The sequence below is a fragment of the Nocardia terrae genome (genome assembly GCF_009760405.1).
GTDB lineage: Bacteria > Actinomycetota > Actinomycetes > Mycobacteriales > Mycobacteriaceae > Nocardia > Nocardia terrae.
Genome location: NZ_WRPP01000007.1, coordinates 191593 through 213998 on the forward strand (window position 1 = coordinate 191593; position 22406 = coordinate 213998).

22 protein-coding genes, 1 pseudogene and 1 riboswitch are annotated in these 22406 nt (G+C 68.2%); of the genes and pseudogenes, 16 read left to right on the forward strand and 7 right to left on the reverse strand.

The window, feature by feature from the left end:
• Positions 1-67 precede the first annotated feature (67 nt).
• The 3 genes from GPX89_RS31755 (at position 68) to GPX89_RS31765 (ending at position 3306) form a co-directional block, all read left to right on the forward strand.
• Positions 68-1270: a DUF885 domain-containing protein gene (locus GPX89_RS31755; RefSeq protein ID WP_198347689.1), complete on the forward strand. Its 1203-nt coding sequence runs from the start codon at positions 68-70 to the stop codon at positions 1268-1270.
• A gap of 120 nt (positions 1271-1390) precedes the next feature.
• Positions 1391-1475: riboswitch (ZMP/ZTP riboswitch) on the forward strand.
• Between the two features lie 104 nt (positions 1476-1579).
• Positions 1580-2875 carry a serine hydroxymethyltransferase gene (gene glyA, locus GPX89_RS31760; RefSeq protein ID WP_328602574.1) on the forward strand — a complete coding sequence of 432 codons (1296 nt, stop codon included), beginning with the start codon at positions 1580-1582 and terminating at the stop codon, positions 2873-2875.
• A gap of 53 nt (positions 2876-2928) precedes the next feature.
• Positions 2929-3306 (forward strand): type II toxin-antitoxin system VapC family toxin, encoded by a 378-nt coding sequence (locus GPX89_RS31765; protein WP_235948562.1) that lies wholly within the window; start codon positions 2929-2931, stop codon positions 3304-3306.
• A gap of 46 nt (positions 3307-3352) precedes the next feature.
• On the opposite strand, the gene GPX89_RS31770 is transcribed toward GPX89_RS31765, so the two are convergent.
• Both GPX89_RS31770 and GPX89_RS31775 read right to left on the reverse strand, forming a co-directional pair.
• The gene (locus GPX89_RS31770; RefSeq protein ID WP_157391403.1) at positions 3353-3658 is read right to left on the reverse strand and encodes a glutaredoxin domain-containing protein; all 306 of its coding nucleotides are present in this window, start codon (positions 3656-3658) and stop codon (positions 3353-3355) included.
• Positions 3659-3704: 46 nt separating this feature from the next.
• Positions 3705-3977: a hypothetical protein gene (locus tag GPX89_RS31775; RefSeq protein WP_157391404.1), complete on the reverse strand. Its 273-nt coding sequence runs from the start codon at positions 3975-3977 to the stop codon at positions 3705-3707.
• On the opposite strand from GPX89_RS31775, the gene GPX89_RS31780 reads away from it, so the two are divergent.
• The 7 genes from GPX89_RS31780 (at position 3976) to GPX89_RS31810 (ending at position 10150) form a co-directional block, all read left to right on the forward strand.
• On the forward strand, positions 3976-4386 hold the full coding sequence (locus GPX89_RS31780; protein WP_235948564.1) for a DUF488 domain-containing protein: 411 nt from the start codon (positions 3976-3978) through the stop codon (positions 4384-4386). The two genes, GPX89_RS31775 and GPX89_RS31780, sit on opposite strands and share 2 nt — an antisense overlap.
• Positions 4387-4734: 348 nt before the next feature.
• Complete coding sequence (locus GPX89_RS31785) at positions 4735-6015, forward strand: PhoH family protein (protein ID WP_328602575.1); 1281 nt, start codon at positions 4735-4737, stop codon at positions 6013-6015.
• A gap of 142 nt (positions 6016-6157) precedes the next feature.
• The gene (locus GPX89_RS31790; protein WP_157391405.1) at positions 6158-6670 is read left to right on the forward strand and encodes an LGFP repeat-containing protein; all 513 of its coding nucleotides are present in this window, start codon (positions 6158-6160) and stop codon (positions 6668-6670) included.
• Positions 6671-6784: 114 nt separating this feature from the next.
• Positions 6785-7642, forward strand: a complete 858-nt coding sequence (locus tag GPX89_RS31795) for an acyl-ACP desaturase (RefSeq protein ID WP_328602510.1) — start codon at positions 6785-6787, stop codon at positions 7640-7642.
• A 189-nt stretch (positions 7643-7831) separates the two neighbouring features.
• Positions 7832-8575: an AAA family ATPase gene (locus GPX89_RS31800; RefSeq protein WP_328602511.1), complete on the forward strand. Its 744-nt coding sequence runs from the start codon at positions 7832-7834 to the stop codon at positions 8573-8575.
• 100 nt (positions 8576-8675) lie between these two features.
• The gene (xseA, locus tag GPX89_RS31805; protein WP_157391620.1) at positions 8676-9929 is read left to right on the forward strand and encodes an exodeoxyribonuclease VII large subunit; all 1254 of its coding nucleotides are present in this window, start codon (positions 8676-8678) and stop codon (positions 9927-9929) included.
• Positions 9926-10150 carry an exodeoxyribonuclease VII small subunit gene (locus GPX89_RS31810; protein ID WP_157391406.1) on the forward strand — a complete coding sequence of 75 codons (225 nt, stop codon included), beginning with the start codon at positions 9926-9928 and terminating at the stop codon, positions 10148-10150. Before xseA ends, GPX89_RS31810 begins: the two co-directional genes overlap by 4 nt.
• 7 nt (positions 10151-10157) lie before the next feature.
• Here the strand turns inward: GPX89_RS31810 and GPX89_RS31815 are convergent, their stop codons facing one another.
• A complete protein-coding gene (locus tag GPX89_RS31815) occupies positions 10158-10745 on the reverse strand; it encodes a DUF4245 domain-containing protein (RefSeq protein ID WP_328602512.1) in 588 nt (195 codons plus the stop codon).
• Between the two features lie 128 nt (positions 10746-10873).
• On the opposite strand from GPX89_RS31815, the gene glpX reads away from it, so the two are divergent.
• Both glpX and GPX89_RS31825 read left to right on the forward strand, forming a co-directional pair.
• Complete coding sequence (gene glpX, locus GPX89_RS31820; RefSeq protein WP_157391408.1) at positions 10874-11905, forward strand: class II fructose-bisphosphatase; 1032 nt, start codon at positions 10874-10876, stop codon at positions 11903-11905.
• 146 nt (positions 11906-12051) lie between these two features.
• Entirely contained in the window at positions 12052-13452 is a 1401-nt protein-coding gene (locus GPX89_RS31825) for a class II fumarate hydratase (protein WP_157391409.1), read from the forward strand.
• A 284-nt stretch (positions 13453-13736) separates the two neighbouring features.
• Here the strand turns inward: GPX89_RS31825 and GPX89_RS31830 are convergent, their stop codons facing one another.
• On the reverse strand, positions 13737-14921 hold the full coding sequence (locus tag GPX89_RS31830; protein ID WP_157391410.1) for an FAD-dependent monooxygenase: 1185 nt from the start codon (positions 14919-14921) through the stop codon (positions 13737-13739).
• Positions 14922-15027: 106 nt separating this feature from the next.
• Between GPX89_RS31830 and GPX89_RS31835 the strand changes: the two genes are divergently transcribed.
• Both GPX89_RS31835 and GPX89_RS31840 read left to right on the forward strand, forming a co-directional pair.
• Positions 15028-15765 (forward strand): TetR/AcrR family transcriptional regulator, encoded by a 738-nt coding sequence (locus tag GPX89_RS31835; RefSeq protein WP_157391411.1) that lies wholly within the window; start codon positions 15028-15030, stop codon positions 15763-15765.
• Positions 15766-15854: 89 nt separating this feature from the next.
• A complete protein-coding gene (locus tag GPX89_RS31840; RefSeq protein WP_157391412.1) occupies positions 15855-16277 on the forward strand; it encodes a limonene-1,2-epoxide hydrolase family protein in 423 nt (140 codons plus the stop codon).
• Positions 16278-16397: 120 nt separating this feature from the next.
• Here GPX89_RS31840 and GPX89_RS31845 read toward each other — a convergent pair whose 3' ends face one another.
• Positions 16398-17069, reverse strand: coding sequence for a lipid droplet-associated protein (locus GPX89_RS31845; protein ID WP_157391413.1), 672 nt, complete (start codon positions 17067-17069; stop codon positions 16398-16400).
• Positions 17070-17183: 114 nt separating this feature from the next.
• On the opposite strand from GPX89_RS31845, the gene GPX89_RS31850 reads away from it, so the two are divergent.
• Positions 17184-18185, forward strand: a complete 1002-nt coding sequence (locus GPX89_RS31850; protein ID WP_157391414.1) for a 4-hydroxy-3-methylbut-2-enyl diphosphate reductase — start codon at positions 17184-17186, stop codon at positions 18183-18185.
• 187 nt (positions 18186-18372) lie between these two features.
• Here the strand turns inward: GPX89_RS31850 and GPX89_RS31855 are convergent, their stop codons facing one another.
• The gene (locus GPX89_RS31855; RefSeq protein ID WP_157391415.1) at positions 18373-19548 is read right to left on the reverse strand and encodes a DUF6542 domain-containing protein; all 1176 of its coding nucleotides are present in this window, start codon (positions 19546-19548) and stop codon (positions 18373-18375) included.
• Between the two features lie 117 nt (positions 19549-19665).
• Positions 19666-20802: a DNA recombination protein RmuC gene (locus GPX89_RS31860; RefSeq protein WP_157391416.1), complete on the reverse strand. Its 1137-nt coding sequence runs from the start codon at positions 20800-20802 to the stop codon at positions 19666-19668.
• 280 nt (positions 20803-21082) lie between these two features.
• Here GPX89_RS31860 and GPX89_RS31865 point away from each other — a divergent pair.
• Positions 21083-22213: pseudogene (locus GPX89_RS31865) on the forward strand (exonuclease SbcCD subunit D); the annotation flags it as partial.
• Positions 22214-22406 lie beyond the last annotated feature (193 nt).

Consider the following 22406-nt stretch of genomic DNA (forward strand, 5'->3'; position numbering starts at 1 on the left):
AGCGGAGGGAGGGAAGAATCGAGACCTCCAGGGCCGCGAACCCGCCCGGAGCGAAGCGGAGGGCAAATTGAGCAGAGCAGCGCATCCTCTGGTCACCGAATATCTGCGGCTCGGGCTGGCATTCGACCGGCTCGAAGAGGGATTCGTGGACGCCTTCACCGGTGACCCGGCCCTGCGGCGCGAGGTCGAGAACGCGCCCGCGCCGGACCCGCGCGATCTCGCGCACCGGGCCGCCGCGCTGCGCAAGGAACTTCCCGACGCCGGGCTCTCGGCCGAGCGAGTCGAATTCCTGGAGGCGCACCTGCGCGCCCTCGAATGCTCCGGTCGCAAATTCGCCGGGGAGGACATCAACTTCATCGACGAGGTGCGCGCGTACTTCGACGTGGACATCGCGCCCGGCGACACCGAGGACTACCGCGAGGCGCACCGGCAGCTGGACGAGGTGCTGCCCGGAGACGGCGAACTCCTCGACCGCATCACCGCGCACCGCCGCAACGACGAGATTCCGCCCGAGCGTCTGAAGGAATGCGTGGCCGCGTTCTCCAGCGCCCTGCGCGAACTCGTCCGCGACCGCTATCCGCTGCCCGACAACGAGCACGTGGAATACGAAGTGGTGGGCGACAAGCCGTGGTCGGGCTTCAACTACTACCTGGGCAACTACCAGTCCCGGGTGGCCATCAACTCCGATCTCAAGCAGCACATGTCGCAGTTGCCGCACCTGATCGCGCACGAGTCGTACCCGGGCCATCACACCGAGCACTGCCGCAAGGAGGCCGGGCTGGTGGGGGCCGGGCAGGACGAGCAGACGCTGTTCGTGGTGAATACGCCGCAGTGCCTGATGGCGGAGGGGCTGGCCGACCTGGCCCTGAAGTCGATCGTGGGTCCGGGCTGGGGGCGCTGGGCGCAGGAGATCTACGCCGACCTCGGGCTGCGCTTCGATGGTGAACGCGCCGAGAAGATTTCGACCGCGTCCGCGAACCTGCTGAGCGTGCGCCAGGACGCCGCGCTGCTGCTGCACGACCGCCGGCGCGACTCCACCGAGGTGGCGGAGTTCCTGCAGCGCTGGAGTCTGATCACGCCGGAGCGGGCCGTGCAGTCACTGCGCTTCCTGTCCTCGTCGTTGTGGCGGGCCTATATCTCCACGTATGTGGAGGGCTACCGGCTGCTCGGCGGATGGCTGGACAAAGCGGTGGATGCCGCGGATCGGTCCGAGCGTTTCCGTCGTCTGCTGGACGAACCCTTGACCCCGGGCGCGATCCGGCGCATGTGACCCGGTCCACTCCGGACCGCCGGTGGTCCCGTCGATACTTTTCCGGGATACGCGGAACCTCCGCATTCGCTCCGGCCATGCGCAGACTGCGGGCGGCTACGCCGGCAGTGCACGATAGGATGACCGGACCGCGACTGGCGCACTCGAGGTGGAAGCAACCACCGGGAAGCACCGAAGTCCGGCACCGCGCGCCTGGGTGCCTGGCGATCCCCGACATCATTCGGGGTACCCGGAAGACGGAGGTGCGCCATGAGCGACACATCTAACCCCCAGTTCGGTGCGGCCGCTTCGGCCAATAGACTCGGCGGCGTGACCCAGACGAGCGCCTCTGTGAACAGCCAGTCCCTCGCCGAACTCGATCCCGAGGTCGCCGCCGCGATGGGAGGGGAGCTCGCTCGCCAGCGCGACACCCTCGAGATGATCGCCTCGGAGAACTTCGTGCCGCGCGCGGTGCTGCAGGCGCAGGGCAGCGTGCTCACCAACAAGTACGCCGAGGGCTACCCGGGTCGCCGCTACTACGGCGGTTGCGAAAACGTCGACATCGTCGAGGATCTGGCGCGCGCCCGCGTCAAGGAGCTGTTCGGCGCCGAATTCGCCAATGTCCAGCCGCATTCCGGCGCGCAGGCCAATGCCGCGGTGCTGTCGGCGCTGATGAGCCCCGGCGAGAAGCTGCTCGGCCTGGACCTCGCGCACGGCGGCCACCTGACTCACGGCATGCGCCTGAACTTCTCGGGCAAGCTGTACGAGGTGCACGCCTACGGCGTGTCCAAGGAAGACCACCGCGTGGACATGGAAGAGGTCCGCAAGATCGCCCGCGACACCCGCCCGAAGGTGATCGTCGCCGGTTGGTCGGCGTACCCGCGGCAGCTGGACTTCGCGGCCTTCCGTGAGATCGCCGACGAGGTCGGCGCGTACCTGTGGGTCGACATGGCGCACTTCGCCGGACTCGTCGCCGCCGGCCTGCACCCGTCGCCGGTCCCGCACGCGCACGTCGTGTCCTCCACCGTGCACAAGACCCTGGGCGGTCCCCGCTCCGGCCTGATCCTGGCCAAGGAGGAGTTCGCCAAGAAGCTGAACTCCGCGGTGTTCCCGGGCCAGCAGGGCGGTCCGCTCATGCACGCCATCGCCGCCAAGGCCGTGGCCTTCAAGATCGCCGCCGGCGCCGAGTTCGCCGAGCGGCAGGCGCGCACCATCTCCGGCGCCAAGATCCTCGCCGAGCGCCTGACCCAGCCCGACGCCAAGGCCAAGGGCATCACCGTCCTCACCGGCGGCACCGATGTGCACCTGGTCTTGGTCGACCTGCGCAACTCGCAGCTCGACGGCCAGCAGGGCGAGGACCTCCTGCACGAAATCGGAATCACGGTGAACCGCAACGCCGTTCCGTTCGACCCGCGCCCGCCGATGGTCACCTCCGGCCTGCGCATCGGCACCCCGGCGCTGGCCACCCGCGGCTTCGGCGACGAGCAGTTCACCGAGGTCGCCGACATCATCGCCGCCGCCCTCACCGGCTCCGCCGACCTGGACTCCCTGCGCCAGCGGGTCTCCACCCTGGCCCAGGACTTCCCGCTCTACGACGGCCTCGAGGACTGGCGCCTGCTGGGCTGATCCACCCGAAACCCCAACAGGCCCGCCGCGATCTCACGATCGCGGCGGGCCTGTTGGATAGGTGCGTTCTCATCGATATCGACCGCGTCGAGGATTCGGCACTGCCCGTGCGGCCGCGCATCAGCACCGTGACCCTGGCCGAGCTCGGTTTGGGGATAGCTGTGGCGGGCACACCCCAGTTGCTCGCCCTGCGTACGGAGCGGCTACCAGCGATCGAGCACAGCTTCGACGCGCTGCCTTTCTGCACCGCGTCCGCTCGGCGATTCACGTCGATGTCGAAACTCGTTGTCGCATTGGGCCGTAGCCCCCAACCGCGCAAGATGGACTTGATGATCGCCGCCATCGCCTCTGCGAACGACCTACCCCTGTTCACCCGTAATGCCGACGATTTCAAAGGTCTGGAACCACTGCTGACGGTCGTACCGGTGTGAGGTCCATCCACCGCGGCGGCGGGTCGGTAGGACGGTATTCCCAGAGTTAGAAGGACCAGAGCTTGCGAGGGCCACCGGTGAGCTGTGGTGTGTCGGCGGACACGGTGGCGATCAACTGTTTCGGGTCGGGGTTGACCCAGTTGCGTTCGGTCGAGCCGTCGCGCAGCACGACGGTCGGCACCGTCTCGTTCCCGTCGGCGACCGAGCGGACGAAGGCCGCGGCGTCGGGGTTCTCCCAGATGTTCACTTCCCGGTGCACGATGCCGTGCCGGTTGAGCGAATTGCGCAGGCGCATGCAGTAAGGGCAGCCGGGGCGTCGATAGACGACCAGTTCCGGCACGGCGTCGGTCATGTCGGGAGTTTACGTCCGCGGCGAAACCCCGTGCCGGATAGGCGAATCAGGCGTGCTTGTGCAGGTAGTCCACGTACATCGGGCGCAGCGCCTCGCCGACCTTGCCCTCACCGGCGTGGACGTAGTCGTCGAGCAGGGCCGCGGTGTTCCAGATGTCGACCTCGCCCTCGCCCTGATTGCCCGCCGCGACCTCGGCGCCCGGGATCGCCTTGAGCAGCTCCCAGAGGAACTTGATGTCGCCGTGCCGGGCCGCCAGTTTCACCGCACGATCGTGCAGATCCTTGGTGGGCAGGCTCTCGAGATCCGTGGTTTCGGCCATGGTCTCGACTGTAATGGAGGGCGTGGCACAGCAACCGAGGTACCGGGTCAAGCGCGTGTACGACGCCCCCGACGCGGCCGACGGCCGCCGGGTGCTGGTCGATCGGCTCTGGCCGCGCGGCGTCAGCAAACAGGCGGCGGGCATCGACGAGTGGGCCAAGGACGTGACGCCCTCGAACGATCTTCGGAAGTGGTATCACGCGGACCCGCGGACACGCCGCGCGGAGTTCGAACGGAAGTATCGAATCGAACTCGGAGACGACGAGCATCAGCAGGGTTTGGCGCGCCTGCGCCGTGAGGCCGCCGAAGGACCGTTGACGCTGGTCACGGCCACGAAGGAACCCGAGTACAGCCATGTCCCGGTACTCCTCGAAGAATTGCGCGAAACACCCAAGGCGGACAGGCGTTAACGCGATCTTCACCAACGTGCCCGACAGTCCGGAAGCCGATTCGCGATTTCGGCGGTAGCGTCGGGGGTGCGGGCCGCGTAGGTGTGGTTCGTACGGGAGGTCCTGATCGTGACTGAGCAACTCAGTGCGAGGGGGCCGGCACCCGGCCCTCGGGTCGTACGACCCCAAGGCTGACCGGCCCAGCGAGAACGCTCGCGCGGTGTCGCGCGAGTGGCAAAGGAGCCCACCGTGACTGATGCACGCTCCGTCAACGCTCCCAGCAGGGACGCGGACTCCGACCAGAGCCCGCGGCCCACGACACGGGGAGTTCGCGCCTCGCAGTCGTCCGATTCCGGACCGAAAACATTTGTGGTCGACACGTCGGTGTTGCTGTCCGATCCTTGGGCGCTGATCCGCTTCGGCGAGCACCATGTGGTGCTGCCGCTGGTGGTCATCAGCGAACTCGAGGCCAAACGCCATCACCACGAACTCGGCTGGTTCGCTCGCGAGGCACTGCGCATGCTGGACGACATGCGTCTGGCACACGGTCGGCTCGATCAGCGGGTGTCGGTCGGCACCCAGGGCGGGACACTCCAGGTGGAGTTGAACCACACCGACCCCACCGTTCTGCCCGCCGGATTCCGCACGGACAGCAACGATTCCCGCATCCTGGCCTGCGCGCTCAACCTGGCCGCCGAAGGACAGCGGGTCGTCCTGGTGTCCAAGGACATTCCGCTGCGCGTCAAGGCGAGCGCGGTGGGCCTGCGGGCCGAGGAGTACCACGCGCAGGACGTGGTCACCTCCGGGTGGACCGGCATGGTGGAGCTCGAAGTATCCACCGCGACGGTCGACAAGCTCTACGCCGAATCGATCATCGATCTCGACGAGGCCCGGGACATGCTCTGCCACACCGGAATCCGCATGCTCAGCCCACGCGGCAGCGCACTCGCCCGGGTGACGCCGGACAAGCGGGTGCAGCTGGTCCGCGGCGACCGGGAGGCCTTCGGGCTGCACGGGCGCTCGGCCGAACAGCGCATCGCGCTGGATCTGCTGCTGGACGAGAGCGTCGGCATCATCTCCCTCGGTGGACGGGCCGGCACCGGCAAGTCGGCGCTCGCGCTGACCGCCGGACTCGAGGCCGTCCTCGAACGGCGCACGCATCGGAAGGTGGTGGTGTTCCGGCCGCTCTACGCGGTGGGCGGACAGGAGCTCGGCTATCTGCCGGGCTCCGAATCCGAGAAGATGGGACCGTGGGCGCAGGCCGTCTTCGACACCCTCGAAGGGCTCGCCAGCCCGGAGGTGATGGAGGAGGTGCAGGCGCGCGGCATGCTGGAAGTGTTGCCGCTCACCCACATTCGCGGACGTTCGCTGCACGACTCCTTCGTGATCGTGGACGAGGCGCAGTCGCTGGAACGCAATGTGCTGCTCACGGTGCTCAGCCGTCTGGGCAGCGGGTCGCGGGTGGTGCTCACCCACGATGTCGCCCAGCGCGACAACCTGCGGGTCGGACGGCACGACGGCGTGGCGGCCGTGATCGAAAAGCTCAAGGGGCACCCGTTGTTCGCCCACGTGACGCTCACCCGTAGCGAGCGGTCGCCGATCGCGGCACTGGTCACCGAGATGCTGGAGGAGTTCGGGCCCAACTCCTGAGGCCCATCAGGTAGGACCCGCCCGGCCGGAGAGCGACTCGCCCTCCGGCCGGGCGTTTGCTCGGCGTGTGTTTCAACGCGCAGGGGGCGGGGTAGTTTTCGGTGAAATTTCCAGCTCGACCGCTATCTCGGGAGGATGGAAAATGCACCACTTCGTTCGACGCACGGCCGGCATCATCGCGGCGCTCGCGGTCGTGACCGCACTCGGCGCGGGTTGCGACAAGAACAAGGACAAGGACAAGGACTCAGCCTCGTCCACGACGACGACCGCTCAGGTCACCGAAACCCACACCCCGGAAACCAAGATCTCCACCCCGAACGGTGAAATCGCCGTCGCCGGAGGGATTCTGGACAAGTACAACCAGATGGGCGGGGCCGCCAGCCCGCTCGGCATGCCCACCGGCGCGGCCAAGGACGCGCCCGACGGCGGCTCGGTTCAGGAATTCGACGGCGGGGCGATCTACTCCAGCCCGACCCACGGCACCCACGTGGTGTGGGGCGAGATCCGCAAGGCCTGGGAGGAACAGGGCGGCGCGAGCGGCAAGCTCGGCTACCCGACCTCCGACGAGACCGACATCACCGGTGGCAAGCAGAGCGAGTTCAGCGGCGGCACCATCACCTGGGTCGACGGCAAGACCACCGTCACCGAGAAGTAGCTCGAGCGGTCCGGGGCGCTCTGTCCGTGCGCCCCGGGCCCTCCCCGCGTGATAGCGGATTCGAATAGCGTGCGAAGGTCCCCACATTTGCTCGAATGCCGCTAGGTTGTTCGCGTGCAGAACGTTTTGGCCGATCGGGATTTGCTGGAATCGCTCGAGGGCGAGGTGGAGGCGAACCTCACGCGGCATATCGCCGCCGCCCCGGAGTGGCAGCCCCACGACTATGTGCCGTGGGACGACGGCCGCAACTTCGCGTTCCTCGGCGGAACCGATTGGGACCCGGCGCAATCCGAGCTCAGCGAGGTCACCAAGACCGCGCTCACGGTGAGCGTGCTGATCGCCGACAATCTGCCCGCCTACCACCGCGAACTCGGCAAGTACCTGCGCACCGGCCAGTGGTGGCGCTGGGTCGGCCGCTGGACCGCGGAGGAGAACCGGCACGAGATCCTCATCCGCAACTACCTCATGGTGACCCGCGCCGTCGACCCGATCGCGCTGGAGCGGATGCGCATGGCGCACATGACCGCCGGCTTCCGCCGCCCGCCCATGCACCTGCTCGACGTGCTCGCCGCGGCCGCCTTCGAAGAGGCCGCCGCCGCGGTCCGGCACCGCAGCACCGCGCGCCTGGCCGACAACGTGATCGTCGCCACCATCGCCGACCGCCTCGCCGCGGACGACGAACTCCAGACCGTCTTCTTCGCCAACCTGATCGCGGCCGCCCTCGACCTGGCCCCCGACCAGACCGTGCGCGCCATCGCCGACCGCATCGCGGACTTCCACGTCCCCACGGTCGAGCTCGCCGACGGCCGCACCAGCGACGAGGTCCTCGCCGAAGCCGGCATCTACGATCCGGCCCGCGAACCCGAACTCGTCTTCACCCCGCTGCTCGAGCGGTGGAACATCTTCACCCGCACCGACTTCGGTGAGGCGGGCGAGGCGGCCCGAGCCGAACTCGCTCACCTGAAGCCCTGAACCAAACCCCGCGCTCTCGAGCCCATACCCGGGCCCCCGTGCGTGGTTCGATGCCGACGCCCGCCGCGAATACGCGGCGGGCGTCGTGCTGTCCGGACCGCGATCGGGGGAAACCCGGAGGCGGGCGTCGGCTACCTTCGGGCACACTGGCCGCATGAGCACAGAGCACCCGGCGGACAGGCCGCGCCGGTGAGCGCGACCTATGTCCGGCGGGCCGTCCTCGACCGGCGCAGCGTGCCGTCCTTCGACGAATATCCGTTCTCACTGCCGGTGGTGAGCGGGCTGTCGGAGCTGGAGCTGCATCCGCGGGTGACCTTCCTCGTCGGCGAGAACGGCAGCGGCAAGTCGACATTGCTCGAAGCCATCGCCACGAACTGGGGCTTCAACCCGGAAGGCGGCACCAAGAACTTCAACTTCTCGACCCGCGGCTCGCACTCGGCCCTCCACGATCATCTGCGCCTGGTGAAGTCCACGGACAAGCCGCGCGACGGCTTCTTCCTGCGCGCGGAGAGCTTCTTCAACGTCGCCACCAATATCGAGGAGATGGACCGGGCGCCGAGCTTCGGCCCGCCCGTGATCAACTCCTACGGCGGCGTCTCGCTCCACGAACAGTCACACGGCGAGTCGTTCTTCGCGTTGATGATGCACCGCTTCGGCGGGCACGGCTTCTACGTCCTCGACGAGCCCGAAGCCGCGCTGTCGCCGAGCCGTCAGCTGGCGATGATCGCCCGCATGCACGAACTCGTGCGCGCCCGATCCCAATTCCTGATCGCCACCCACTCACCGATCCTCATGTCCTACCCGGACGCCTGGATCTATCAAATCGGCCCGGACGGTTACGAACTCGTCGAATACGAGGACACCGAGCACTACCGCATCACCCGCGCCTTCCTCGACAATCCCGGCCGATACCTCGACGAACTGCTCGACTAATCCGACCACCGACCGAGCGGCGTCGGTGGGCACTGCAAGAATCGGTGTGGTGACCACCGATACGCCCGCGCGGCCGCCGAGCTCGACCGCCGAGAATCCGATGCCGGTGCGGACCATCGCCGTGAAGGTGGCGCAGTGGATCGACCGGCTCGGCGCGGTGTGGGTGGAGGGGCAGATCACCCAGATGAACGTGCGGCCGGGAACGCGGACGGCGTTCCTGGTGCTGCGGGACACCGCGGCGGACATGTCGCTGTCGGTGACGTGTGATCCGGAGCTGCTACGCAATTCGGCGGTGCCGCTGCAGGAGGGCAGCCGGGTCGTCGTGTACGGCAAGCTCTCGTTCTTCACCGGGCGCGGCACCGTGTCGTTGCGGGTCACCGAGATTCGGCCGGTGGGCATCGGCGAGCTGCTGGCCCGCATCGAGCGGTTGAAGGCGCTGCTGTCCGCCGAGGGCCTGTTCGATCCGCGGCTCAAGCGGCCGATCCCGTTCCTGCCCAATCGGATCGGCCTGATCACCGGCCGCGCCAGCGCCGCCGAACACGACGTGGTCACCGTCGCGACCCAGCGCTGGCCCGCGGTGCGCTTCGAGATCCGCAATACCGCCGTGCAGGGTCCGACCGCGGTGCCGCAGATCCTGGAGGCCATCGCCGCCCTGGACGCGAATCCGGACGTGGACGTGATCGTGCTGGCGCGCGGCGGCGGCAGCGTCGAGGATCTGCTGCCGTTCTCCGACGAGACCCTGTGCCGCGCGATCGTTTCCGCCACCACCCCGATCGTCAGCGCCATCGGCCACGAACCCGACAATCCGATCTCGGACTATGTCGCGGACCTGCGCGCGGCCACCCCCACCGATGCCGCCAAGCGCATCGTTCCCGACGCCGCCGCCGAAACCGCGCTGCTGCAGGAACTCCGGTCCCGCGCCGCCGCGGCCCTGCGCGGCTGGGTCGACCGCGAATCCCGCGCCCTGGCGCAGCTGCGGTCGCGCCCGGTCCTCGCCGACCCGCTGCGCCTGCTGGACCAGCGCCACGACGAGATCGAGCGCCTGCGCACCTCGGCTGAGCGCGCGGTCACCCATCTGCTCACCAATGAATCCACCACCACCCGCCACCTGCGCGAAAAGCTCTCCGCCGTAGGCCCGGCCGCCACCCTGGCCCGCGGTTACGCGGTGGTGCAACGGGTCAACGGCAAGGAGCGCGAGGTGGTTCGCGCCATCGAGGACTCCCCGCCCGGCACCCAGCTCCGCATCCGAGTGGCCGACGGTGCGATCTCCGCCGCCGCCCTCGGCGCCCAATCCCTGGTTCCCCGCCCCACCCGATCTCAGGCCCCCCGCCCCACCCGAGAGGACTCCGAATGAACGACGACGACCGCTCCGAGATCGCCACCCTGGGTTACGAGCGCGCTCGCGACGAACTGGTCAATGTCGTCAAGATGCTCGAGCAGGGCGGCATGGACCTGGACGACTCGCTGGCCCTGTGGGAGCGCGGCGAGGCGTTGGCCACCCGCTGCGAACAGCATCTGGCCGGCGCTCGCAAGCGCGTCGAAGACGCTCTGGCGCACCGCACCTCGGAGGAATGACCCGGAATCAGTCGCGGGGCAGCGGCTGGGCCTGGCCGACCGCGGTGGCCAGGGTGTCGAAGGCCGCGCCGTTGCCCGCACCCTTGATGAGAACCCGCACATCGCCGAAGTCGGTGATCCAGGCGGGTTCGGCGCCCTGCTCGGCGTAGATGCTCCACATGTGGCCGCCGTGCTGCTGGGTGCCGGTCGCGGTGCTGCTGTGCGAGGGCGCGTACTTCTTGGCGAGCGCTTCGACGGTCGCGTTCGACTGCGTCAGCTGCATGTAGGTGCCCTCGGGGGTGATGTACCCGACGGTGCTGGTGTCGCCGCCGCCGTTGCCGGTGATGGTGTCGTGACTGCCCGAGTTCGGGGTCCACTTGTTCGGATCGGTATCCGGCAGCGCGGGCAGCCGGATCGGGAAGCTCATCAGGTGCGCGTCGTCGGTGAGCGCGGCCTTCGCGTTGAAATCCGGGATCTTGCCCTGCTTGGGGCCGCCCGTCGAGAACGAACACTGACTCGCGATGCCCGCGATGACCAGGCAGATCAGCACCAGCGGAGCAAGAGACCAGATCAGGTCCTTGTAGTCGTTCTGACTGCGCGGCTTTTGGTACGACACGCACCCAGTATCCATGGGGCACAGGTGCGACCGAGCTCACGGTCGCGGGAAACGTAAGTACGTGCCGGGACCCCTCGGGCGCAATGCGACAATTCACGCAGCAGTAAACAACCAAGGAGGCTCCCGTCATGACCGCATCCAGCCGCCGAGAGGCGCCGGACCGCAACCTAGCTCTCGAGTTGGTCCGCGTCACCGAGGCAGGGGCCATGGCCGCGGGCCGCTGGGTCGGCCGGGGTGACAAAGAGGGCGGCGACGGCGCGGCCGTGGATGCCATGCGGCAGCTGGTGGCGACCGTGTCCATGCGCGGCATCGTGGTGATCGGTGAGGGCGAGAAGGACGAAGCGCCCATGCTCTACAACGGTGAGCTGGTCGGCGACGGCACCGGCGCGGAACTGGATTTCGCGGTCGACCCGATCGACGGCACCACCCTGATGTCGAAGGGCTCCCCGGGCGCGATCTCCGTGCTGGCGGTCGCCGAGCGCGGCGCCATGTTCGATCCCTCGGCCGTGTTCTACATGGAGAAGATCGCCGTCGGCCCGGACGCCGCCGACGTCATCGACCTATCGGCCCCGATCGCGGAGAACCTACGCCGCGTCGCCAAGGCCAAGAACTCCGCGGTCTCCGACCTCACGGTCTGCATCCTGGACCGCCCCCGGCACGCCGAGCACATGAAGCAGGTGCGTGACGCGGGCGCCCGCATCCGCCTCATCTCCGACGGTGACGTCGCCGGCGCCATCGCCTGCGCCCGTCCGGAATCCGGCGTCGACATGCTCATCGGTATCGGCGGCACCCCCGAGGGCATCATCGCGGCGGCCGCCATGCGCTGCCTGGGCGGCGCGCTGCAGGGCAAGCTCGCCCCCAAGGACGACGAAGAGAAGCAGAAGGCCATCGACGCCGGCCACGACCTGGACCGCATCCTCGGCACCAACGACCTGGTCTCGGGCGACGACGTCTTCTTCAGCGCCACCGGCGTCACCGACGGTGACCTGCTCAAGGGCGTCCGCTACTACGGCGGCGGCGCCTACACCCAGTCGATCGTCATGCGCGCCAAGTCCGGCACCGTGCGCATGATCGACGCGTACCACCGCCTGACCAAGCTGAAGGAATACGCCTCGGTCGACTTCGTCGGCGACGAGCACGCCACCCCGCCGCTGCCCTGACGGTAAGGCGAAACAGACTGCCGCCCCGGTGGATACATCCGCCGGGGCGGTTGCTTATCGCGGACTCCTATTCCCGGTGCGCGGTGTGCTGATTCCCTCAGGCGTGGCACCCCCGCAGGGTCCGGTACGGGCATAGGGTCGATTTCATGACCGACACCGAGTACCGGATCGAGCACGACACGATGGGTGAGGTTCGCGTCCCCGTCGATGCCCTGTGGCGAGCGCAGACGCAACGCGCCGTGGAGAACTTCCCGATCAGCGGACGGGGCCTGGAGCGCGCGCAGATCCGCGCGCTCGGCCTGTTGAAGGCGGCCACCGCCGCGGTGAACCGGGACCTGGGACTGCTGGACAAGGCCAAGGCGGAGGCCATCATCGCCGCGGCCGAGGAGATCGCCGACGGCCGCCACGACGACCAGTTCCCGATCGACGTCTTCCAGACCGGTTCCGGCACCAGCTCGAACATGAACGCCAACGAGGTGATCGCCAGCATCGCCGCCCGCGACGGCGTCACCGTGCACCCCAACGACGACGTGAACATGTCACAGTCGTCCAACGACACCTTCCCCACCGCAACGCATCTCGCGGCCACCGAGGCCGTGGTCAAGGATCTGATCCCCGCGCTGGATCACCTGCGGCTGGCGCTGCTGGACAAGTCCCAGGAGTGGCGCACGGTGGTCAAGTCCGGCCGCACCCACCTGATGGACGCGGTCCCGGTGACCCTGGGCCAGGAGTTCGGCGGCTACACCCGGCAGGTGAGCGCGGGCATCGAACGCCTGCTGGCCACGCTGCCGCGGGTGGGCGAGCTGGCCATCGGCGGCACCGCGGTCGGCACCGGCCTCAACGCGCCCACCGGCTTCGGCGCGAAAGTCGTTGCGGAGCTTGCCAACGCGACCGGCCTGGACCATTTGTCCGAGGCGCGCGACCATTTCGAGGCGCAGGCGGCCCGTGACGGCTTGGTCGAGCTGTCCGGCGCGCTGCGCACGGTGGCCATCAGTCTCACCAAGATTGCCAACGATATTCGATGGATGGGCTCGGGCCCGCTCACCGGATTGGGCGAATTGCAGCTGCCCGATCTGCAACCCGGTTCTTCCATCATGCCGGGGAAAGTGAATCCCGTTCTCCCGGAGGCGGTTACCCAGGTGGCCGCGCAGGTTATCGGAAATGACGCGGCCATTGCCTGGGGCGGCGGCAACGGCGCTTTCGAATTGAATGTCTATATCCCGGTTATGGCCCGGAATGTGCTGGAGTCGATTCGACTGCTGGCCAATGTTTCCCGATTGTTCGCCGATAAGTGCGTCGTGGGGCTGGTCGCGAATGTCGAGCACCTGCGGCAGCTGGCTGAATCGTCCCCGTCCATCGTGACGCCGTTGAATTCGGCGATCGGTTACGAGGAGGCCGCGGCCGTGGCCAAGCAGGCTCTGAAGGAGAAGAAGACAATCCGGCAGACGGTCATCGATCGCGGGCTGATCAGCGACAATCTGTCGATCGAGGAGCTCGATCGCCGACTCGACGTCCTCTCCATGGCGAAAGTCGACGACTCGAAGTAGTAATAATCGGCGGAGCGCCGGTCAGCTGCCAATTTTTTCTTTTCCAAACAGGCTGTGAAACGGATCACGGTTGCTGGTCGATTACCTGAGTGTCCGCACATCGCGGATATCCAGGAAGGAAAGAACAATGTTGATCGGTCTTGCAATCACACTCGCCGCCCTTGGTTTCACGGGTCTGGTCGCCGCTCTGACAACGCTGGGCGTCATCGTTTGAATAATGTGGTCGGTGGGTATGACGGCAACTGGCCGTCATACCCACGTCCGCATCCAGCACTGCCCGCGATTCAGTTCGAACCCACCAATTCCGGGTAGTTCTTCAGATCGATATCGTTCTTCGCGTTCTCGGCCCACTTCGCCATCATCTTGAAGCCGCGTGAGCGCACGAACCAGTTGCGCATCCGCAGGCCACGTGCCGTGCGCGGTGCGAGGAATCGACCCGGGGCCGCTTCGTCGGTCTTGCGCAGCAGCCGCTTCATGATCTCCTCGTAGCGAGCGAACGCCACGGTGTAGTCACCGTCGGCCGCGGCCAGTTCACCGGCCAGCACGTACGCGCCGATAATCGCCGATCCCGTGCCGAAGCCGTTGAGCGTGTGCCCGTGAGCCGCGTCGCCCACCAGCGCCACGCGCCCGTTCGTGAAGTTCTTCATCTTCACCTTCGCGATGGCGTCCAGGTAGAAGTCGTCCTGGTGGGGGAGTTCGGCCAGCATGCGCGGCACCTCCCAGCCCATTCCGGTGAAGTGCTCGGCCACGATCGCGCGCTGCTGATCGAAATCGTCGCGGGAGTAATCGAGTTCGGGCGAGCTGAACAGGTAGAACTGCGCGGCCTTGTTTCCGCCCGTCATCGCGAGGTGTCCGGGGGTGTTGTGTCCCAGGGAGCGCGCACGTCCCCGATCGCCCTCCGGCATGTCCGCCCAGACCGACTTGCCCGCGATGGCGTAGTAGTAGCCGTCGTGCGTCACGTAGTCCGATTCCGGGCCGAAGGCCAGCTTCCGTACCCGTGAGTGGATGCCGTCGCAGCCGAAGACCAGATCGAAGACGCGGGTCGGTCCGTGCTGGAAGTCCACGACCACCCCGTCGGCGGTCTCCCGCAGCCCGGTGACGGTGTCGCCGAAGAGGTATTCGCACTCCCGGGCGGTCCGGCCGACGAGGATCTCGGCCAGGTCGCCGCGCAGGATCTCGATGTCGCCGCCGAGGAATTCGCCGGCCATGACGGCCTGTTCGGTGCCGCTCTCGTCGACGAAGACCCAGTCGGTCTTGCCGGTCTGGCGGCGCTTGATGTCCTCGAGTACGCCCATGCGCTCGAGCACGGTCATATGGGTCTCGCCGGTGAAGTCGACGGCCTGGCCGCCGGTGCGCAGCGCGGGCGCCTTCTCGACCACGGTGACCTGGAAGCCGTAGCGGTTCAGCCAGTAGGCGAGGGCGGGTCCGGCGACGCTGGCTCCGGAGATGAGGACGGTGGTGTTGCGCATTTCGATAACCCCTTCGGTAACTGCGTCCATCGGACGCTGTTGATGATTAAGAGCGTATGGTGGACGCAGTTTCATGTCAACCCTGAAATCCGGAAGGATGGCGACCATGCCGGCACCGACCACTCTCGAACTGCTCTGGGGCACGCCCGACCGCCCGAAGCGTGGGCCGAAACCGTCGCTCACGCTGGAGCGCATCGTCGGCGAGGCCATCGACCTCGCCGACGCCGAAGGACTGGGCAACCTGTCCATGGCGCGGCTGGCCGAACGCGTCGGCTGCGCCAAGATGGCGCTCTACCGCTATATCCCGGGCCGGACCGAGCTCACCGCGCTCATGCTCGACAGCGCACTCGGCGTGCCACCGGAAATCGGTGCCGCCCAAGCTGATTCGCCGGAGCCGTGGCGGTCCTACCTGCGCCCCTGGGCCGAGACCTTCTACGAGCGGGTGCGGGCGCACCCGTGGTCCAACGAGGTGGCGATCGGCATCCGCCCGATGGGACCCAACGAACTGGCCTGGCTGGACCGGGCCTTGAGCGTGCTCGCCGACACGGGGCTGAGCGGGCCCGAACAGTTCGACACCGTCGTGCTGCTGCTCAGTCACGCCCGCGCGGTGGCACAGCAGACCACGACCTTCGTCGGCGACGATCCCGCCGAGGAACAGCTCGCCCGGGAACTCGGCGCGGTGCTCACCGCCCAGGCCGAGCGTTTCCCGCACGCGATCGCGGCCCTCGCGGCGACCATGGGCGCCAAGCCCGACCCAGAGGACGGCGATGCCCTCACCTACGGCATCGACCGCATCCTCGACGGCCTGGCCGCCCTCATCGCCACCCGCCGCGAGTCCGCCTGATCCCTTCTCGGCGGGCCGGGCCCACCCGTCGCCCCACCACCGCCCCGATTCGGAATCGCTACGCGATGCAATTCGAATACGCTCGGCTCATGTCCGAACTACCCGAGCTGAAGCAGGATCCGGTCACCACCGTGCGCGAGTTCTTCGCGGCCATGGAGATGAAAATCGTGGACGAGGCCCTGGATCTGGTCGATCCGGGCATCGTCTGGAAGAACACCTCGCTCCCCGACATCCGCGGCGTGGACCGCGTCCGCTGGGTCCTCACCCAGCTCAACAACCCGCGCTTCGGTTTCCGCGCCGACATGCACCACATCGCCGCCGCCGAGGACGGCACGGTCCTCACCGAACGCACCGACTACCTCCGCATGGGCCCGATCGAGATCTCCTTCTGGGTGTGCGGCACCTTCGAATTCCGTGACGGCCGAATCACCCTGTGGCACGACCACTTCAGCTGGGAGAACTTCCTGCGCGGCACCGTGACCGGTCTGTTCCGCGCGGTCCTGCCCCGCTGACCCCCACCCGGCCCGTGGCACGGGACTCGCACGGCGCCCACGCGCGCGAATCCCGTGAAACGAGATACGCCGGCCGACCGGGTCGAGACCCGGGCGACCGGCATTGGTCGTGAGGTCTCGCTACTTGGCCCGAACCGTCGCGATGCGGTTCGTCAGCATGGTGACGAACGGGGCGCGGTCCTGGGTCTCCTGCTCGTAGGCGAGCAGGGCCGCCAGATCCTCGAGCGACAGCTGGCGCAGGCGCGCGCGCAGCTGGGCGATGCTCAGGTCGGAGTAGCCGAAGCGGGTCGCGACCTCGGGCTCGGCGATCGCGCTGCCGTTTCCGTTGTGACCGTTGGTCGCGGCCTTGGAAACCGGTGCGGGGGCCGGGGTTTCGGTGGCCTCCGGTTCGGCTGCCTCCTGCGCGGCCGACTCGGTGGCGACCGGCTCGGCCGCTTCGGCCACGACCGGCTCGGGCTCCTCGATGACCGGTTCCGGGTCGGTGAAGAGGTCGAAACGGCTCTGCCGTACCGATTCGGAGGCGAAGCTCGGCGTTTGCTCGTCGGTTTCGTCTTCGTCGAAGGTGGCCCACGCGGGCTGCTCTTCGGGCTGGTTGATCAGCCGGTCGAAGACCTCGTCGCCCTTGAGGGCGAGGCTGGTCACGAACTGCTGGAGGTGCATGGTGGTCTGCAGCATCTGGCTGATCGCGGTGATCGGGAAATTGATTGCGGTGGTCGGTAGCCGACGAGTTTCCTCGAGGGCATAGACGGCAGCCCCGGCGGCGACCCGGGCCAGGAACGGAGGTCGGAACATGCCCCTAGCCTGCCCGAAACGCCGTGTGATGCAAAGGTGAGAGCGCACAAAAAGTGATTGTGACCCTAGCCTCCGCGCGAATGCGGGCCGAGGGCCACAAGTATTCTTGGCGTCATGTCCTCGGCTATCCCTTTGAACGTCGGAATCGTCCGGTCCGCGGCGGGTGATGTCGACGCGCCCAAGCGAGTGCTCCTCGCCGAACCGCGCGGCTACTGCGCCGGTGTGGACCGGGCGGTTGAAACAGTGGAGAAGGCGCTCGAAAAGCACGGCGCCCCTATCTATGTCCGCAAGGAAATCGTGCACAACCGGCACGTGGTGGAAACGCTGCGCGAGCGCGGTGTGATCTTCGTCGACGAGACCGACGAGGTGCCCGAGGGCGCGCTCGTGGTGTTCTCCGCGCACGGCGTCTCGCCCGCGGTGCACGAGTCCGCCGCCGAACGGAACCTGCACACCATCGACGCCACCTGCCCGCTGGTGACCAAGGTGCACCAGGAGGCCAAGCGCTTCGCCCGCGACGACTTCGACATCCTGCTCATCGGCCACGAGGGCCACGAGGAGGTCGAGGGCACCGCCGGTGAGGCCCCCGAGCACGTGCAGCTGGTGGACGGCCCGGACGCCGTCGACAACGTCACCGTGCGCGATGAGAACAAGGTGATCTGGCTCTCGCAGACCACGCTGTCGGTGGACGAGACCATGGAGACGGTCAACCGCCTGCGTCAGCGCTTCCCGAAGCTGCAGGATCCGCCGAGCGACGACATCTGCTATGCCACCTCCAACCGCCAGACCGCGGTGAAGGCGATGGCGCCCGAATGCGACCTGGTGATCGTGGTCGGTTCGCGCAACTCCTCGAACTCGGTGCGGCTGGTCGAGGTCGCGCTCAGCGCGGGGGCGCGGGCCGCGCACCTGGTCGACTTCGCCCGCGAGGTCGACACCGCGTGGCTGGAGGGCGTGCGCACGGTCGGCGTCACCTCGGGCGCGTCGGTTCCGGAGATCCTCGTGGAGGGTGTGCTGGAACTGTTGGCCGAGCACGGTTTCGGCTCGGTGGTGCCCGTCACCACGGCCAATGAGACGCTGGTCTTCTCGCTGCCGCGAGAGCTGCGCGCCGCGCGGGCATAAACTTCCGAAACGCATTCGCGCCCTCCGCATTCGTTGTGGAGGGCGCGAATTGCTATTCGGATGCGGTTATTTCGCACTGAATGTAGGGATTGCCGGAAATCTACGGCTCATGTCGCTCGCATGTCGCCGAGCCGGATTCCCGGCCGTTTCTGTCAATACCCCGAATCAGCGGTTCTCACTGGCGCGCTCAGCGCTCGATGCGGCCCGAGTCGCGTTCGCGATAGCGCACATTCGGGCGGGGATGCGGCGGCAGTTCACTCGGCTGGGGACGGCGCCGACGGCCGCCCTCGGCCGGGGCCTGGGCCGGATTGCGCTCGGGGGCGGCGTGCCGCTCGGTGCCGCGACCGGCGGCCTGCTCGGGGCTCTGGGCGCGTCGGCGGCGGCCGCCCTCGGGCGCGGCCTCCGCCGCGGGCGGCGGCGTGCGACGGTCGGCCGGGACGGCTCGGCGCTCGCCGGTCGGGACGGCACGACGTTCACCGGTGCGCGGCTGCTGCTCGCCCGACGCGGCGCGGCGCTCGCCCGCGCGGGGGTTCTCGCCGTACTGGGCGCGGCGGCGACCCTCCGGGGCGGCGGTCTGCTCGGGGTTCTGGGCGCGTCGGCGGCGGCCGCCCTCGGGCGCGGCCGAAGTGCGCTCCGCGGCGGCCTGATCCGGCTCCTGGGCGCGTCGGCGGCGACCCTCGCCCGGTTGCCGGTTCGCGCCCACGCGGGGCGGTCCGGAGGCGACCCGGCCGGCGGCGCGGCGGCCCGGGCGGGCGGCGTCGGATTCGGGTGTGGCGTCGGCCTCGGCGGTGTCCGCGGAGGAACGGGAGCGGCGTCTGGCCGGGTCCTTGGGATCGGCGGGGCGGGTGCGCTGGGCGCGAGCGCTGCCCGCGCGGGTGGCGCGGGCACGGGCCCGGCCCGGTTCACCGCTCGCGTCGGCCTTGGACTCGCGGCGGTGCAGTGCGATGCGGACCGCGCCGATGATCAGCACCAGCACGGTGGCCAAGGCCATGGTGGGGAATCGGTTCACCAGGGGGATGGCCAGATTCAGCAGGATGTCCTTCAGCTTGAGACTGCCGGCGGACCCCAATAGGAGTTGGTAGAACAGCGGCACCGCGAGGAACAACAGCAGCGGCGGCAGCACCAGGGTGGTGAACAGTCCGCGGTAGCGGACGATCAGGACGGCCAGGACGCAGCCGATCACGTAGCAGGTCGCGAAGGTGCCCGTGAGGTCGTCACCGCCGTGCGCGTCGATCAGGAACCCGATGAAGCTGCACGTCACAGCGATCAAGACGGCGGCTCCGGCGGGGACGCCGGGAACCGACGGCAGGATCGAACGGTGCGACGGGGGCACCTCGGTTCGCTCGCGTTGGGTAACTGCCACGTCAAGCACACTAAGGCATGCCGGTGTTTCGCGAGGCAGGCGACATCACGCGGGTATGCGGAATCGCATGAACTCGACGATAGCTATGGCATCGGGGCCTTAGTACCAAGTGGTTGCTCAGGCATCACCCCCGTCGGCGAACCCCACCGCTCGCGGCCACGACTCGACCCGTTGGATATCCGGGACCGGCGCATCGGCGATCTCCAGATCGTGCAGCTTGCGCGCGGTCACCATCACCCGGGACTCCACCGAGGAGACCGTGTGATTGAACGCGTCGACCGCCTTGCCGAGCTGTGCGCCGAGCCGGTCCAGATGGCGGCCCGTCGTGCCGAGCCGGGTGTAGAGCTCACGACCCAGCTGCTGGACCACGGCCATGTCCTGCGAGATCGCCTCCTGCCGCCAGCCCAGCGCGACCGTGCGCAGCAGGGCCATGAGTGTGGTGGGCGTCGCCAGGACCACATTGCGACCGAAGGCGTATTCGAGCAAGCCGGCATCGGTGGTCAGCGCCGCGTCCAGGAACGGATCGCCGGGCACGAACAGCACCACGAACTCCGGGGACGGATCGAAGGCCGCCCAGTACTCCTTGGCGGAGAGCTGATCCACATGAGTGCGCAGATGCCGGGCGTGCCGGGTCAGGTGGCCCTCGCGCTCGCGCGGGTCCTCGGTGGCGGCGGCGTCCAGATAGGCGGTGCAGGGCACCTTTGCGTCCACCACGATCGTGCGGCCGCCGGACAGCCGCACCACCATGTCCGGGCGGACGACGGTGTCGCCGCGCCGGGTCACCTGGGTGTCGAAATCGCAGTGCCGGGCCATGCCCGCCAGCTCCACCACCCGCTCCAGCTGGATCTCGCCCCAGCGGCCGCGCACCTGCGGCGCCCGTAGCGCGGCCACCAATTGACCGGTCTGCGTGGACAACTGATGCGAGGTCCGCTGCATCCCCGCGACCTGTTCGCGCAGGCCGGAATACGCGTTGATGCGGTTGTGCTCGACCTCCTGGATATGGCGGTTCAAATTGCCCACCGCCTCCCGCAGCGGCTCGACCAAGGTCCCGATCGCATGCGACTGCCGCCGCGCCGCATCCTCACTGGCCGCCCCGAGCGACTGCCGCAACAACCGCTCGTTGTCCCGCATGGCCGCCAATCTCGCTTCGGCCACCGCCGCCCGCTGCCCCGCCCGCGCGGCATGCCCCAGCCAGCCCAGGGCCAGCCCCGAAACGAACACCAACAGCAGCGCGAACAGCATCGGTGCGGTCATGGCACGAGATAGTGCCGTACCCCACCGACAAAACTGTGCCGCCTCTCCGAAACTTCAGCGGACGACTGAGAGCCGTAGCCGGGTTCGCATCCGTGCCGGCGGTTGGGTGCCGAACCGATTTCGGGCGTACCCGGGGAGTCACCCCGAACGTCACGAGATCAGTTGTCGCGCTGGCATACGCGAACGACACCTGGGCAGACCCGATATACATCGGCGGGTTTGAGACGACTCGCCGGGGCATCGGGAAAGCTGTCGGGGCAATCGCCTAGCGTTCTTCGGCATGCGGATCCTGCACACCTCCGACTGGCATATCGGGCGCACCTTTCATGGTGTCGACCTGTTGGCCGATCAGGAGTGCTCGTTGCGGGCCATCGCGGAATTGGTGGCGGCCGAGGGGGCGGACGTGGTCGTGCTGCCGGGGGATGTGTACGACCGTTCCATTCCCAGTGCGGATGCGATTGCGGTGTGCAATCGGGGATTCGAGGCAATTCGGGCAGCGGGCGCGGTGATTGTCGCCACGTCCGGCAATCACGACTCGCCGACCCGGCTCGGGGCGCTCGGGAGTTTCGCGGCGGCGGGCGGATTGCATTTGCGCTGCCGGATCGCTGATGTGGCGCGGCCGGTGGTGCTGTCGGACGAGTTCGGTGAAATTGCCTTTTACGGCATTCCATACCTGGAGCCCGAGATCACGCGGGTGGAATTGGGCGTGCCGCAGGCGCGTTCACACGCCGAGATCCTGGATGCCGCCATGAGCCGGGTGCGTGCCGAACTGGCGCAGCGCCCGGGGGCGCGGTCGGTGGTCCTGGCGCACGCCTTCGTGGTGGGCGGGGAAGCCACCGGCTCGGAGCGGTCCATCTCGGTCGGCGGTGTGGAGACCGTGCCGCAGTCGGCCTTCGACGGCATCGACTACGTGGCGCTCGGCCACCTGCACTCGCCGCAGACCCTCTCGGATTCGGTCCGGTATTCCGGCTCGCCCCTGCCGTATTCGTTCGGCGAGCGCTCGCACCGCAAGGCGGTGTGGATCATCGACCTGGATGCCACGGGTCTGGCGGGAGTCCAGCGCCATGAGCTGCCGGTGGTCCGTGGCCTGTCCCAACTCGTCGGCCCCCTGGAAGACCTTCTGGAGTCGCCGGATCACGCCGGGGCCGAATCCGACTACGTCTCCGCCACCCTCACCGATCAGGCGCGACCGGTGGACGCGCTGCGCCGCCTGCGCGAGCGCTTCCCGCATGCCGTTCACGTGGAATGGCAACGCCCCGAGGGCAACCCGGAACTGCGCTACCGCGAGCGCGTGCACGGCCGCCGCGACACCGAGATCGCCCAGAGCTTCCTCACCGATGTCCGCGGCACGCCCACGGCCGGCGAGATGACCTGGCTCGAACGCGCGCTCTCGGTCGCCACCCGCGAAAAGGACGGTCCACAGCGGATTTCCGCGCACCGCGATGCCGAGGCGGCCATCGTGCCGACCGGCGGCGATTCCGTGGAGGAACTACCCGCGGCCGCTTCGGAGGCGGCGCGAGTCGTCAGTGCGGCCGGATTCGACGGTTCGGTGCGCGGCGCGGACGCGGCGGAGGCCGATGCGGCGCTGGGGCTGTTCGACGTGG

What these genes read in the sequence shown, in the direction of transcription:
- GPX89_RS31770 (WP_157391403.1), bottom strand. Translation starts at nt 3,658, where the DNA reads ATGACCGACGCCGTGCCGGAACTGGTCGTCTATCGACGCCCCGGCTGC.
- GPX89_RS31780 (WP_235948564.1), top strand. Translation starts at nt 3,976, where the DNA reads ATGGTCTCGACTGTAATGGAGGGCGTGGCACAGCAACCGAGGTACCGG.
- GPX89_RS31775 (WP_157391404.1), bottom strand. Translation starts at nt 3,977, where the DNA reads ATGGCCGAAACCACGGATCTCGAGAGCCTGCCCACCAAGGATCTGCAC.
- GPX89_RS31790 (WP_157391405.1), top strand. Translation starts at nt 6,158, where the DNA reads ATGCACCACTTCGTTCGACGCACGGCCGGCATCATCGCGGCGCTCGCG.
- xseA (WP_157391620.1), top strand. Translation starts at nt 8,676, where the DNA reads ATGCCGGTGCGGACCATCGCCGTGAAGGTGGCGCAGTGGATCGACCGG.
- GPX89_RS31810 (WP_157391406.1), top strand. Translation starts at nt 9,926, where the DNA reads ATGAACGACGACGACCGCTCCGAGATCGCCACCCTGGGTTACGAGCGC.
- glpX (WP_157391408.1), top strand. Translation starts at nt 10,874, where the DNA reads ATGACCGCATCCAGCCGCCGAGAGGCGCCGGACCGCAACCTAGCTCTC.
- GPX89_RS31825 (WP_157391409.1), top strand. Translation starts at nt 12,052, where the DNA reads ATGACCGACACCGAGTACCGGATCGAGCACGACACGATGGGTGAGGTT.
- GPX89_RS31830 (WP_157391410.1), bottom strand. Translation starts at nt 14,921, where the DNA reads ATGCGCAACACCACCGTCCTCATCTCCGGAGCCAGCGTCGCCGGACCC.
- GPX89_RS31835 (WP_157391411.1), top strand. Translation starts at nt 15,028, where the DNA reads ATGCCGGCACCGACCACTCTCGAACTGCTCTGGGGCACGCCCGACCGC.
- GPX89_RS31840 (WP_157391412.1), top strand. Translation starts at nt 15,855, where the DNA reads ATGTCCGAACTACCCGAGCTGAAGCAGGATCCGGTCACCACCGTGCGC.
- GPX89_RS31845 (WP_157391413.1), bottom strand. Translation starts at nt 17,069, where the DNA reads ATGTTCCGACCTCCGTTCCTGGCCCGGGTCGCCGCCGGGGCTGCCGTC.
- GPX89_RS31850 (WP_157391414.1), top strand. Translation starts at nt 17,184, where the DNA reads ATGTCCTCGGCTATCCCTTTGAACGTCGGAATCGTCCGGTCCGCGGCG.
- GPX89_RS31860 (WP_157391416.1), bottom strand. Translation starts at nt 20,802, where the DNA reads ATGACCGCACCGATGCTGTTCGCGCTGCTGTTGGTGTTCGTTTCGGGG.